This window comes from Roseibium sp., assembly GCF_051016195.1.
GTDB lineage: Bacteria > Pseudomonadota > Alphaproteobacteria > Rhizobiales > Stappiaceae > Roseibium.
This window is the reverse complement of sequence record NZ_CP134616.1, coordinates 2,756,231-2,769,202: the sequence shown is the minus strand read 5'-3', so window position 1 is coordinate 2,769,202 and position 12,972 is coordinate 2,756,231. Positions and strand designations below refer to the sequence as shown.

The following is a 12,972-nucleotide window of genomic DNA, read 5'->3' as shown; positions in this document are numbered from 1 at the left end:
AGGACACTCCGAACCCAAATTCGAATCGAGGGGTAGAACGATGAAAAGACGTGATTTTCTGAAAGCCGGTGCGACCGGTACCGCCGCCGTTGCGGCCACGACACTGGCTGCACCCGCCGTTGCGCAGGACATCCGCCAGTGGCGCATGGTCACCGCGTGGCCGAAAAACCTGCCGGGACCCGGCGTCGCCGCGCAAATGCTTGCCGACCGCATCACGGCACTTTCCGGCGGACGCATCGAGGTCAAGCTGTTTGCTGCAGGCGAAATCGTCCCCGGAAACGGCGTCTTCGACGCGGTTGGCCAGGGAACGGCGGAACTCTATCACGCAGTTCCGGCCTACTGGGGATCGAAATCCAAGGGCATTCTGCTGTTCGGCTCGCAGCCTTTCGGCTTGACGGCACCGGAACAGGCCGGCTGGCTCATCCATGGCGGTGGCCAGGCGCTCTATGACGAGATCTATGGCGGCTTCAATCTCAAGCCATTCCTTTGCGGCAACTCCGGCCCGCAATGGGCCGGCTGGTTCCGCACCGAGATCAGCAGCGTCGATGATCTGAAAGGCCTGAAGTTCCGTTCGACGGGCCTCGCATCGGAAATGTGCTCCAAGCTCGGCATGGCGGTTCAGGCGATGAGCGGGCCGGCCATGTTCCAGGCACTGCAGTCCGGCGCGCTCGATGCGGGCGAGTTCATCGGCCCGTGGACAGACAGCGCGCTCGGCTACTACCAGATAGCCAAGAACTACTATTGGCCGGGTGTCGGCGAACCGTCTTCCGCCGAAGAATGCGCCGTCAATCTGGACGCCTATAACGACCTGCCCGACGACCTCAAGGCGGCCGTCTCCCATGCATGTGCGAGCCTCTACAACGATGTTCTCACCGAGTACAACACCAAGCACGCGCAGGCGCTCACCCAGCTCGTCAACGAGCATGACGTGATGGTGCGCAAGTTGCCCGACGAGGTCATCGTCGCGATGGGCAACGCGGCAGGCGAAGTCATCGCCGACCTGCGTGCCAGCGATGACGAGTTGATCAAGCGCATCACCGAGAGCTTCCTCGCCTATCGCAAGCTGATGCACGAATACATGCCTTACGCCGACAACGGCCAGATGAACGCGCGTCTGCTCGATTACAAGTACGACTAGCGTGATGTTCAGAAGGCTGATTTCGAAAGAGCGAGGGACCCACGGGTCCCTCTGAGTGCCTTTTGTCATCCCTGCCAAGGCAGGGATCCAAGCCGCTTTCTCTCCGCTTCAGAATCGCGGCATGGTGACGGAATGGATTGCAGGGCCCAGCCCTGGAACGACGACACAGGAACGGATCAGGCAACAAAAGGCAGGTTCAACCGCAATGGAACGACTGGCGGGTGCGCTGGAGCGCGTCAATTCATTGATAGGCAACATACTGTGCTGGGCGGCACTCGCCATGCTGCTTCTGCAATTCGTGATCGTTCTGCTGCGCTACGTCTTCGGCTACAGCTACATCTTTCTGGACGAGGGTGTGCTCTATCTGCATGCGAGCCTGTTCATGCTCGGTGCGGGCTACACTTTCCTCGTCAATGCGCATGTGCGCGTCGACATCTTTTACGCAGAGTGCACCGAACGGACCCAGGCCTGGATTGATCTTTTCGGGCACCTGTTTCTGCCCACGCCGGCGCTCATTCTGCTGATCTGGTTTTCCTGGCCCTATGTGCGCGGCAGCTGGGCGATCATGGAAGGACCGATCTCGGTCGGCGGCATTCCCGCGTCCTATCTCCTGAAAACACTAATCCCCGCCTATTGCGTCCTGCTTCTCATTCAGGGCGCCGCGGCCTTCATCCGCGATGTCGTCAAGCTGAAGGGGACGGAGGCATGACCCTGCCACTCGACCTCATCATGTTCGGTGCGCTGATTGCCTTCATCCTGCTCGGCTACCCGGTTGCCTTCACGATTGCGGGCGTCGCGACGGGCTTCGCGCTGCTCGGCTGGATGCTGGGTGACTTCAACATCCAGCTTATGGGCGCGATGGGTCAGCGGTTTTTCGGCGTCCTGATCAATCCTGTCCTGACAGCAATCCCGCTGTTTGTGCTGATGGGTGTCATTCTGGAAAAAAGCCGGATCGCGGAAGAACTTCTGGAAACCATGGGACGCCTGTTCGGCCGCATGAACGGGGGTCTCGGCGTCTCGGTTGTGCTTGTCGGCGCGCTTCTGGCAGCATCGACAGGCATTGTCGGCGCAACCGTTGTCGCGATGGGTCTGATCGCCCTGCCCACCATGCTGCGCAACGGCTATGACCCGAAGCTCGCCTCCGGCATGGTCTGCACGGCAGGAACGCTCGGCCAGATCATACCGCCTTCGACGCTTCTGATCATCCTGGCCGACGTCATGTCGAACGCCTTCCAGCAGGCACAATATGCACAGGGAAAGTTCACCATAGAAACCATTTCCGTCGGCCAGACCTTTGCCGCGGCGATGGTGCCCGGCTTGCTGCTGGTGGTGGTGTACTGTGTCTACATTCTCGGGCGCGCCAGGCTTTTTCCCGGCGATGCACCGGCGATGCGCGAAGACGTCGACCAGCCGTCGGTCCGGGAAATCATCGCCGCGATTGTTCCGCCCATTCTCCTGATCTTTGCCGTACTCGGCTCAATCCTCGGCGGCATCGCCTCTCCGAACGAGGCCGCCTCGGTTGGCGCGATCGGCGCGATCCTGCTCGCAGGCCGGCGTCTGGGTGTGTCGACAAATCTGATCATACTTGCGACGCTGGCCCTTCTCGTCCTGGCCGTTGCCGCCACATTTTTGCCGGTGCGCCTGCAGCGTTCCGATGTCACTTTCACCGGTTACCTGCTTGCCGCGCTTTATGCGGGACTTGCCGTCTTTGCGCTTGTTGTCGTGCTCCGCATCCTGTGGGCCGCCTTCCGCGACGGGCTCCTGAAAGCTTCGCTGCTGTCGACGCTGACCGTCACGTCGATGATCTTTGCCACCATCCTGATGGCAAGTTTCTTCTCCCTGGTCTTTGTCGGCCTCGGCGGGGAAGACCGGGTGCATGCGATCCTCAACGAAATGCCCGGCGGTCCGACAGGGGCGCTGATTTTCGCGATGCTGTTCGTGTTCGTGCTCGGATTCTTCCTCGATTTCGTCGAGATCTCCGTCATTCTGCTGCCGGTTCTGATCCCGCCGCTCATCCTGATGGGGATCGATCCCATCTGGCTGACCGTCCTGATCGCGATCAACCTGCAGACTTCGTTCCTGACCCCGCCATTCGGCTTTTCGCTGTTCTATCTGAGGGGTGCCGCGCCGAAGGAAATCACGACCGGCCAGATCTATCGCGGCGTCGTGCCTTTCATCGCCTTGCAGGCAGTCGCCGTCGCGATCTTGTGGCTGTTCCCGATCCTTGCCACCTGGCTGCCTCGTTCGCTCTACTGAGCCGGTTCAAGCGCGCATAAATGTTCACCTTCGACGATCGCGGTGTGCGTGCCGGTCAGAAGTTGTGAGGCATCAAGGCTGATTTCTGCTGAAGCAAGCAGACGGCTCTTGAGGGTCACAATCCGGCTATAGGCGGCGTCGATCTTGCGCGCCAGGTCCGGATCATTCTTCGCTGCCGTCTCAAGAATGTCGGCAACCTTTCGAGGTATCCCGGGGTCCGGACGCTTGTCATTGGCAAAGAGCAGAATATCGGTCTCCGCCATGACCGCCTTCAGAACGGCTTGCCGCAAGGAAAAATTCCATCGGATTGCATCCATCTGTATGTCGTCTGAGATGATAACGCCGGTGAAACCGAGGTCACCGCGCAGCATTCCGGCAAGCGCATCTCTCGAAAGAGACATGGGGACATTCTTGCCTGTCTGCTCAATCGTGCGGTTGATGACATGCGCCGTCATGACGAGGTCGACCATGCCGTCGGCGATGAGTTCCCGGAACGGGATCAGTTCGTCTTGCGACCACGTCCTCGTGATATCGACCGCGCCCTTGTGACTGTCTCTCAGGCTTGATCCGTGCCCCGGAAAATGCTTGAGCGCGGTCAGAATACCTTGCGCCCTGTGCGCGGACACAAAGGCCGCGCCGAAAGCTGCGACCCGTTTCGGATCGGACGAATAGGACCGGCCCAGCCTGCCGATGATCGGATTGCGCGGGTTTGCATCGACATCCACGACCGGACCGAGGGTGAGGGTGAAGCCCCAGTCTGCAAGATTTTTGGCAAGAACACGATAGGTGCTCTCCGCGTCGTTCGGGCTTCCCTTTCGCGCAATTTGCTTTGCCGACGGCGTTTCCGGAAACCCGTCCCGGCCTCTCAGACGCTGCACCCGCCCACCTTCCTGATCGATGGCAATCAGCGGCGGCAACGCAGCGGGCGCGGCCTCCCGGAAAGCCGCATTCATACGTTGAACGGTCTGCTTGTTCTTGAGGTTACGCCCGAGATAAAGAACGCCGCCGATTTCGCCGGCCTCAAGTTGCTCCAGAACCCGTCTGACACCGGTTCTGGAAGGCGAGTTTCCGACGAACCCGACAAGGATCATCTGGCCGATCTTCTGTCTGACCGGGACCGCTTCCAGGGGCACCGCGGTCCCAACCGAGACTTCAGCCGCACTCGCGGGCCGCACAGGGTTATGCGCGATTACGACCGACGCACACACAGGAACAGCGATCGCCAGGATCCTGAAGCAGGCCCTCATACCGGTCTCAGATCTTCAATGCGAGTGAACAACCTTTTTGGATTCCACACCGAACGTTCGACTAACAGCCTCCGCTATAAGGTAGGTCATTCGCGCCGGTTTTCACGTCAGGTGTCCGAAGTTCAGCCCGCCAGTTCCCCCGCTCCGGTTTCCAGAGCCGCTTCGGTCTGGGCCAGGTCTGCTTCCGTCAGCGCCAGATGCGCATAGAGTTTGCTGTCCGGTTTCAGGATGCCGCTGGCACGCAGACTGCGATTGAGGGTCTTTGCCCTGTCGGCATCGTTCCGGAACATGTCGCGGTAGTTCTTGACCGGCTGATCGGTGAAAACGACATCGAACAGGAACGGTTCGCCAACGATCTGGTGTGCGATACCCGCGGCATCCAGATGGGTCCGGTAAGCTGCCATCAGGCGCTCGCCGTTCTTCCGGATGGTGTCATAAGCACCCGGTCGCCTCAGGATCTCGAGGGTCTTCAGGCCGGCAACGCTCGCGACCGGGTTGCCGCTCAGGGTTCCGATCTGGAACGTGAACCCTTCGGCACCGGCGATGGACTTGTCGAAATGGTCCATGATCTCTTTCTTGCCGGCAATTGCTGCCAGCGGGAAACCGCCACCAATGATCTTGCCCAGTGTGCAAAGGTCCGGCGTGACCCGGTAATATTCCTGCGCGCCGCCATAGGCGAAGCGGAAGCCGGTCACGACCTCGTCGAAGATGAGGACGATGCCATGTTTGCTGGTCAGGTCCCTGAGCGCCTGCAGGAACCCCGGCTCGGGTGGGATCAGTCGCTGGAGCGGCTCGACGATCACGCAGGCAATCTCGTCGGCGTGTTCCTCGATCAGGGAACTGACGAACTCTGCATCGTTGAACGGCGCGATCAGCATTTTGTCGCGCACGCTTTCAGGGATGCCGGCAGAATCCGGCACGGCCTGAGGGAAATTGATCAGCTTGCTTGGCGACAGGCTCATCAGCGCTTCGCCGGACATGCCGTGATAGCCGCCCTCGAACTTGAGGATCTTGTCGCGTCCTGTAAAGGCCCGGGCAAGACGCATGGCATACATGTCAGCCTCGCCTCCCGTTGACACGTAACGTACCTGGTCCGCGCAGGGCACCGCCTCGACCAGCACTTCGGCGAGTTCGATGCCGCGCGCATTATTGGCGAAAAACGTCATGCCGTCGGTAAGCTGTTCCTGCACGGCTTCAAGCACTTCCGGATGCCCGTGGCCAAGGATCATCGGCCCCGAACCGATCAGGTAGTCGATGAACTCTTTGCCATCCTCATCCCAGACCCGGGAGCCCTTGCCATTACGGATCACGACGCCCGGATCGAAATTGCCGAAACCGGCAGCCGGCAGGACCGCTGCTGCACGTGTCTTCCAGTCGCCTTGTGAAATCGATGTTTTCATCTGCAAGCTCCTTCATGCAGCGAGAGAAAGGACAGGTTCGCCCAGGACATTCGGATCCGGCGCAATGCCGAGGCCGGGGCCTTCAGGCGGATGGATCCTGCCGTTGACGCGAGCTGGCGCATCCGGGTCAAGTCTTGGATAAACATAGCCGGAGAGATCGCATACGTTAAGGATCGCCTGTGGCGGCGTCGATGCCGCAACATGCAGCGCGGCTGCCGTTGCTATGTCCGACCCCCAGGTGTCCTCGATGCACATCTTTGCCCCGAAATGGAGGCACAGATCCCTTGCGCGCCTGAGGTCTGAAATGCCGCCGAATTTCGACAGCTTCAGCGCCACGGCATCCATGCAGCCAAGCTCATAGGCTTTCATGAGGCTCGCCGTATCATGCGCGGTCTCGTCCAGTTTCATCGGCAACCCGGTCGCCGAGCGGACGGCTGCGCACTCCTCAAGCGTCGCACAGGGCTGTTCAAGCATGATATCGAGATCGCGGACGGCCCGTCCAACCCGCGTCGCATCCAGCCGGCTGGCGCCGCAATTCCAGTCGCCGTAGACGACAGGTCCCGGACCAACAGCTTCGCGGACCTTTCTCAGCCGCGCGACATCGGCTTCCCAGTTGGCGTCTGCGCCCAGTTTCACCTGGATCTGGCGCATGCCACCCGCAACCGCATCGGCCGCGATAGCCGCCATGTCTTCCGGGGCGATGCAGGTGATCGAATGATAAAGCGGGAAGTCCTCCGACTGCCGCCCGCCAAGGAGCGTAAAAACCGGCAGTCCGCAGGCCTTGCCCGTCAGGTCCCAGAGCGCAATATCGATCACCGACTGGACGTAAGGGTGCCCCAGCAGCCAGGAACGGCACTTGCGTGCAATCGCATCAACACCGATCGGATCGCCCCCCAACAGAACGGGCGCAAGCTCTTCGATCGCAGGCGCGACACCTCTCGCGTAGGATGGCAGGTAATGCGGTATGGGACACACTTCGCCCCAACCGCTGACATCCTGATCGGTATCGATCCGGAGCACCATGCTGTCGACGGTCGCACAGGTCTTGCCCTCGGCCATGTAGTAGGTTTCATGGCTCGTAAGCGGCACTTTCCAAAGTGTCAGGCCTGTTATCCTGTAAGCGGGGTAGTTGCTCATAAGGGCTCCTCGTAAACCGCAACTGGCTCTCCAAGAGCATCCTCGTCGGGCGTGATACCAACACCGGGAGCATCGCCGAACCGCACGAACCCATCGTGGTTGCGCGCGCCCTGACCGGGCACAGGGTCGACGGCAAGGTGAGCATGGCAAAGCCAACTGGCGAGCCGGTTGGCATCGGGAGTCGATGCGGCCAACTGAAGCGCCACCGCATCCGCGAACGCGCTGCCGCCGGTGTCTTCGATATGCATTTGCCAGCCGACGGCGAGCCCGAAATCGCGGATCTGCCGCGCCCGCGTCAGCCCCCCGACCCGGTTCGGCTTCACCTTCACGCCTTGGCATGCACCCTGCCTCCAGGCCTCCAGATGGTCCTGAAACGTTGTCAGGCACTCATCCAGCATGATCGGCTGCTGCACGTTTGCAGCGACAAACGCGCACTGGTCGAGGGTTTCGCAGGGCTGTTCGATCCAGTCCCGCGCAGACACCGCATTCAGCACCTGGAGCGCGACGCCCGGCGTCCAGGCCCGGTTGACGTCGAACGTCACCTGCTCGCCCTTCGGCAGCGCCGCCGATATGGCTTCGATCCGGGCAATATCGGCTGCTGCGTCCTGACCGCCGACCTTTGCGGAATGGGTGCGATATCCCTTTGCGCTCGCGTCACGGATCAGCGCGATCATTTCATCCGGTGTTCCCGTCGAGATCGAGGAATTGATGGCGACCGGCGCGGGTTCCTCCACCCCCAGCATGCGCCAGAGCGGCTGCCCCGTCGCCCTCCCGGCAAGGTCCCAGCAGGCGATGTCGAGCGGTGCCTTGGCGTAGGCGTGCCCCGGCAGCTGCACGTCCATGATCCGGTTGATTTCGTCGCGTGCACGCGGGTCATGGCCAAGGAGAGCTGGCGCAAGAAGCTCAAGGGATGATCTGAGACCAGCCCCATGAGCAGGAAGATAGGTGTGGCCCCAAGGGCACCCCTCCCCCCAGCCGGATACACCTTCGTCGGTATCGATCCGCACGAACGTTGAGTCCAGTTTTTCAAACTTCAGCCGGCCGCCGGACAGCCAGTAGGGTTTGGCAAGCGGGAGATCGATTTGCCAGACGCTGATCCGCGAGATCCTCATGCCGCCTCTCCGTAGACAGCGACCGGCGCGCCAAGACTGTCAAAATCCGGCTCCACGCCGAGACCGGCTGCATCGGAGGCATAGAGCTTTCCGTTCTCGGTTCTGGGAGCCGGAGACCCGGTGGATCGTGTGTTGTAGTTGTGCAGATCCGTGGTGTTCTGAAGAAACTCATCCGGCGTCGAGGCCGCGAAATGGGCAAGCGTCGCCGTTGCGATCTCTCCGCCCCAGGTGTCTTCCGAAACAACGGGAATGCGGTTGTCGACGAAAAAGTCCCGGACCCGTCGCGCCTTGGACAGACCGCCAAGGTTGGAGATCTTCAGACAGACGAGATCGGCGGCCCTGTCGGCCACGATCCGCTGCGCGGCTGCGAGACCGGTCACGCACTCGTCCAGCTTCATCGGCAGATCGATGCGCTGGCGAACCTGCAGGCATTCTTCGTAGGTGCGGCAGGGCTGTTCGAAGATGAAATCGAGGTCGCGTGTCGCCCGCGCGACCCGGAGCGCATTGTCCACGCGCCAGCCCTGGTTGGCGTCCGCCATCGCCTTTTCGCCCGGATTGAGCAGCGGCACGGTCGCGCGGATCCGGTCGATGTCCTGAACCCAGTCCGCTCCGACCTTGATCTGAAATTGCCGGTAGCCGTTCGCGCGATGACGCTCCAGTTCGGCAACGGTATCCTCTGTAGAGCGGTGCGGGGCGACCCGGTACATCGGCGCACCGTCGGTCAGCTTGCCGCCGAGCAGCATCCAGACCGGCGCGTTCAGCGCCTTGCCGGCAATGTCCCAGCAGGCAGCATCAAACGGGGCCTTGGCATAGCCATGTCCCTGGACGAGGTGGTCGAGCAGGTGTTCGATATGCGCGACCTGGCGCGGGTCCTCGCCAATGAGCGCGGGCGCCACAAGACGGGCCAGCGCCTCCACGCCCTCCGAATGGGCAACCATGTAGTTCTCGCCGCAGGGCGTGAACTCCCCGCATCCGGAAAGACCGGCATCGGTATCGATGACCACCACGGATGCCCTCGCCGTGGTGATCGCGTTCCCCGCTCCCCAGCCATAGGCACCGTCGACATAGGGCAGATCCGTCTTGAAGATCCGGATGCGGGTTATCTTCATGGGATCACCACGATGTTTCCCGTATGCTTTTTCTCAATGAAGGCCGTCTGCGCCGCGTGAAAATCCTTGAGCGGATAGGTCGCTGCAAGCGCCGGCTTGATCTCACTGCGCTCGATGTATCCGACCAGGTCCTTGAAGATATGCGGCTCGACGACGGTGGAGCCGATCAGGGTCAGATCGTTCAGATAGAAGGTTCTGAGATCAAACGCGACGATAGGACCCGCGATCGCGCCGGAACAGGTGTAGCGTCCCCCGCGCTCCAGAACCGCAATCAGGTTGCCCCAGTACGGTCCGCCGACAATATCGGCAACGACGGAGACGGTCTCCTGTCCGGTCGCTTCCTTCAGGGCCGCGGCAAGGTCCTCGGGCGCGCGATCCAGCAGAACATCCGCGCCGAGAGCTTTGACAGCCTCATGCTTGGACGCGGAAGCGAGCGCAACGATCGTCGCACCGCGCCGCCGGGCAAGCTGCACGACCGCGGAGCCAACCCCGCCGGACGCACCTGTGACCAGAACCGTGTCTGCCTCCCCCACATGTGCGCGGCTGAGCATGCCTTCCGCCGTGGTGTAGGAACACGAGAATGTTGCGAGTTCCGCATCGCTCAGATCCGACTGCACCGCGCCGACGTTGTTGGCATTGGCGACCGTATATTCAGCATATCCGCCGTTGCACTCGGAGCCGAAATAGCCGACCTTGTCCTTGTTGAACGGGTCGGACCAGTCGCGGAGCCAGCCGTCCACCATGACTCGTTTGCCAAGCAGCGTTTCCGGCGCGCCGTCACCCAGCGCGACAACCTCGCCAACCGCATCCGCCCCCTGGATGCGGGGAAACGTGATCGGCGCGCCGCCCCAGGTCGGGTCCTCTTCCCCGACCTCGGCATAGGCTCCCCCGGTTGTCGCATCCGAAACGGTCTTGGAGTACCAGCCGGATCTCGTGTTCACATCCGTGTTGTTCATCCCGCATGCGCCGACCTTGATAAGCACCTCTCCGGGACCGGGTCGCGGTGTCGGCCAGTCCTCGTGCCAGACCAGCTTGTCGAGCCCGCCATGTCCTTCAAGGACGATGGCCTTCATGGTGGACGGTATCGTCATTCTGCGGCAACTCCCACAGGGGCGTCCGTTCTCGGCAGCAGGCTGTCCGGATCATAGGCAGGGGCGTCAAGCACCCTTGCCTTGCGAACCCCGTTCATGATCACGACTTCCAGTTCCCGACCCGGCGCGGCCGCTTCCGGTTTGACATAAGCAAAGGCGAGGATTTTCCCGACCGTATGCGCATAGGCAACCGAACTGGTCGCGCCGACCGGCTGTCCATTCAAAAGCACAGCCTCGCCGCCATGCCCGTCTTCCACGCCGTCCGGTTCGATCTCCAGGTAAACGCAAATCCAGGGCAATTGAGAAGACGCCGCACTCGCTTCGGTCTCTTCCCTGCCGATGAACTCTCCCTTATCGAGTTTGACGAAACGCATCACGTCCGCTTCGGGCAACGTCACTTCGTTGGTCAGTTCTCCGGCGCCCTTGAAGCCTTTTTCAAGGCGAAGCGCGTTCATTGCGAAGGAGCCGTAGTCCACAAGCCCGAGATGCCTGCCGGTTTCCCAGAGCGCGTCATAGACCTCCAGCATGTGCTCACGCGGAATGTGGAATTCCCAGCCGAGTTCGCCGGCATAGGACATGCGGAATGCCCAGACCTTGTGTCCGGCGACCTCGATTTCCTGCGCCGTCAGCCATCGGAACGACGCATTGTCGAGAGCCGTCGGAGTATTGGGAGCAAGAATGCCGCGCGCAAGCGGACCGTTGAGCGTCATCGCGCCCCACTCGGTGGAAAGGTTGCGGACGCGGATGTCTTCGCCATCGCCGTTCTGGGCCAGGTGATCGAGCAGCCTTTGCTCGAAGAAGGCGGCACAGACCAGATAGAACCGGTCTTCGGCCAGGCGGACGACCGTCAGTTCGAGCTCAATCCGGCCGCGCCGGTTGAGCATATGTGTCAGGACGATACCGCCGACTTTTTTCGGCAGGCGATTGGCGACCAGCCGGTCCAGATAAGCTTCGGCATCAGGCCCGGACAGCTCGATCTTGGTGAAGGCCGAGATATCCATGATCCCTGCCGTTGTCCTGACGGCCTGCATTTCCTTTGCAACCGCCTCGTGCCAGGCCGCCCGCCGGAACGAGTAGTAATCCCGCTGCTCCAGATCACCGGTGGCGAACCAGCGCGGGCGTTCGTGCCCATAGACCTCTTCGTAGACCGCACCCTTGTCCTTCAGCCGTTCGTAAAGCGGACTGGGTTTGATCGGGCGTCCTTCCTGCCGATTGAAATGCGGGAACGGAATCTCGTGGCGCAGGCAATAGTCTTCCTTGGCCTTGACGACCTGCCAGTCCTGATCGGCATAGCTGCCGAACCTGCGCGGGTCGAATTCGCGCATCGAGATATCCGCCGATCCGTGCACGACCCAGCGGGCAAGCTCACGGGTCAGGCCCGGCCCCCAGCCGATGCCGATCTGGGTGCCGCAGCAGCACCAGTAGTTCTTAACACCCGGCGCAGGACCGATCAGCGGATTGCCGTCCGGCGGATGCGAGATCGCTCCGTGAACTTCACGCTTGATGCCGAGTTCGGCGAAGATCGGCATGCGGTCCATGGCATTTTCCAGCCAAGGCATGATCCGGTCATAGTCAGCTTCGAACAGCTCGTTCTCCGCCTCCCACGGGCAGAAGTCTTCCCAGACCGTGTTCGGGTTCTCTTTCTCGTAGATCCCGATGAGGCCCGACTTCTGCTCCATGCGGATGTAACCGGAAACCAGTTTGTCATCGCGAATGACGGGAAGCTCCTCGTCCAGATCCTTGAATTCCGGCACGGTGTCCGTGACGATGTAATGATGCGTCATCGACGTCATGGGCAGTTGCAGCCCGCTCCATTCACCCATTTGCCGCGCGTAGGTTCCGCCCGCGTTGACAACGTGCTCGCAGGTAATGTCACCGAGTTCGGTTGAGACCTTCCACTCGCCATTCGCCTGCTGCTTGATATCGGTCGTGCGGCAGCGGCGGATGATCTTGACGCCGAGCTTGCGTGCGCCGATCGCCAGCGCCTGTGTCACGCCGGACGGGTCCGCGTGACCGTCATCAGGCGTGTGCAGTGCGCCCAGAACGCCGTCGAGATTGTAGAAAGGGTGCAACTCCCGGATCCGGTCCGGTCCGACCAGTTCCATCGGGAACTGAAGCGCACGGCCGACACTCATGGTGTGGCGAAGCCAGTCCATCTCGTCTTCCGTATAGGCCAGCCGGAAAGAGCCGCAGCCGTGCCAGGTGACCGATTGACCCGTCTCTTCCTCAAGCAGCCCGGAATAGAGATCAATATTGTAGCCGACACATTTTCCAAGACCGAAGCTGGACGTGGAATGCGTGATCTGCCCGGCCGCGTGCCAGGTGGAGCCGGAGGTCAGTTCCGCCTTTTCCAGGAGAACGACGTCGGTGCAGCCCTCATGGGCCAGATGATAGGCAAGGCCGCAGCCCATGATGCCGCCGCCGACAATGACGACGCGGGCCGAAGACGGCAGTTTGGAGGTTCCGGTTTCCGACACGTGTG

Annotated in this window: 10 protein-coding genes; 3 read left to right on the top strand and 7 right to left on the bottom strand. The window is 61.4% G+C overall.

Translation table 11 applies throughout. From position 1 onward, the window contains the following. Window positions 1-40 precede the first annotated feature (40 nt). The 3 genes from RDA78_RS12805 (at window position 41) to RDA78_RS12795 (ending at window position 3,394) form a co-directional block, all read left to right on the top strand. A complete protein-coding gene (locus RDA78_RS12805) occupies window positions 41-1,138 on the top strand; it encodes a TRAP transporter substrate-binding protein (RefSeq protein ID WP_434055689.1) in 1,098 nt (365 codons plus the stop codon). Between the two features lie 205 nt (window positions 1,139-1,343). Next, a complete protein-coding gene (locus RDA78_RS12800) occupies window positions 1,344-1,847 on the top strand; it encodes a TRAP transporter small permease subunit (RefSeq protein WP_434055688.1) in 504 nt (167 codons plus the stop codon). Continuing rightward, a complete protein-coding gene (locus RDA78_RS12795) occupies window positions 1,844-3,394 on the top strand; it encodes a TRAP transporter large permease (protein WP_434055687.1) in 1,551 nt (516 codons plus the stop codon). The genes RDA78_RS12800 and RDA78_RS12795 overlap by 4 nt, the downstream gene beginning before the upstream one ends. On the opposite strand, the gene RDA78_RS12790 is transcribed toward RDA78_RS12795, so the two are convergent. The 7 genes from RDA78_RS12790 to RDA78_RS12760 form a co-directional block, all read right to left on the bottom strand. Then, the gene (locus tag RDA78_RS12790) at window positions 3,388-4,641 is read right to left on the bottom strand and encodes a glycoside hydrolase family 3 protein (RefSeq protein ID WP_434055686.1); all 1,254 of its coding nucleotides are present in this window, start codon (window positions 4,639-4,641) and stop codon (window positions 3,388-3,390) included. The two genes, RDA78_RS12795 and RDA78_RS12790, sit on opposite strands and share 7 nt — an antisense overlap. 122 nt (window positions 4,642-4,763) lie before the next feature. Continuing rightward, window positions 4,764-6,041, bottom strand: coding sequence for an aspartate aminotransferase family protein (locus RDA78_RS12785; protein WP_434055685.1), 1,278 nt, complete (start codon window positions 6,039-6,041; stop codon window positions 4,764-4,766). A gap of 12 nt (window positions 6,042-6,053) precedes the next feature. After that, window positions 6,054-7,178, bottom strand: a complete 1,125-nt coding sequence (locus tag RDA78_RS12780) for a mandelate racemase/muconate lactonizing enzyme family protein (RefSeq protein WP_434055684.1) — start codon at window positions 7,176-7,178, stop codon at window positions 6,054-6,056. Then, window positions 7,175-8,290 carry a mandelate racemase/muconate lactonizing enzyme family protein gene (locus RDA78_RS12775; protein WP_434055683.1) on the bottom strand — a complete coding sequence of 372 codons (1,116 nt, stop codon included), beginning with the start codon at window positions 8,288-8,290 and terminating at the stop codon, window positions 7,175-7,177. The genes RDA78_RS12780 and RDA78_RS12775 overlap by 4 nt, the downstream gene beginning before the upstream one ends. Beyond that, window positions 8,287-9,399, bottom strand: coding sequence for a mandelate racemase/muconate lactonizing enzyme family protein (locus RDA78_RS12770; protein WP_434055682.1), 1,113 nt, complete (start codon window positions 9,397-9,399; stop codon window positions 8,287-8,289). Before RDA78_RS12770 ends, RDA78_RS12775 begins: the two co-directional genes overlap by 4 nt. Next, complete coding sequence (locus RDA78_RS12765; RefSeq protein WP_434055681.1) at window positions 9,396-10,490, bottom strand: alcohol dehydrogenase family protein; 1,095 nt, start codon at window positions 10,488-10,490, stop codon at window positions 9,396-9,398. Before RDA78_RS12765 ends, RDA78_RS12770 begins: the two co-directional genes overlap by 4 nt. Continuing rightward, on the bottom strand, window positions 10,487-12,967 hold the full coding sequence (locus RDA78_RS12760; RefSeq protein ID WP_434055680.1) for an FAD-dependent oxidoreductase: 2,481 nt from the start codon (window positions 12,965-12,967) through the stop codon (window positions 10,487-10,489). Before RDA78_RS12760 ends, RDA78_RS12765 begins: the two co-directional genes overlap by 4 nt. Window positions 12,968-12,972: the final 5 nt, after the last annotated feature.

Excerpts from the sequence above, each read along its gene's own strand:
- RDA78_RS12805 (WP_434055689.1), top strand. The coding sequence starts at position 41 with ATGAAAAGACGTGATTTTCTGAAAGCCGGTGCGACCGGTACCGCCGCC.
- RDA78_RS12800 (WP_434055688.1), top strand. The coding sequence starts at position 1,344 with ATGGAACGACTGGCGGGTGCGCTGGAGCGCGTCAATTCATTGATAGGC.
- RDA78_RS12795 (WP_434055687.1), top strand. The coding sequence starts at position 1,844 with ATGACCCTGCCACTCGACCTCATCATGTTCGGTGCGCTGATTGCCTTC.
- RDA78_RS12790 (WP_434055686.1), bottom strand. The coding sequence starts at position 4,641 with ATGAGGGCCTGCTTCAGGATCCTGGCGATCGCTGTTCCTGTGTGTGCG.
- RDA78_RS12785 (WP_434055685.1), bottom strand. The coding sequence starts at position 6,041 with ATGAAAACATCGATTTCACAAGGCGACTGGAAGACACGTGCAGCAGCG.
- RDA78_RS12780 (WP_434055684.1), bottom strand. The coding sequence starts at position 7,178 with ATGAGCAACTACCCCGCTTACAGGATAACAGGCCTGACACTTTGGAAA.
- RDA78_RS12775 (WP_434055683.1), bottom strand. The coding sequence starts at position 8,290 with ATGAGGATCTCGCGGATCAGCGTCTGGCAAATCGATCTCCCGCTTGCC.
- RDA78_RS12770 (WP_434055682.1), bottom strand. The coding sequence starts at position 9,399 with ATGAAGATAACCCGCATCCGGATCTTCAAGACGGATCTGCCCTATGTC.
- RDA78_RS12765 (WP_434055681.1), bottom strand. The coding sequence starts at position 10,490 with ATGACGATACCGTCCACCATGAAGGCCATCGTCCTTGAAGGACATGGC.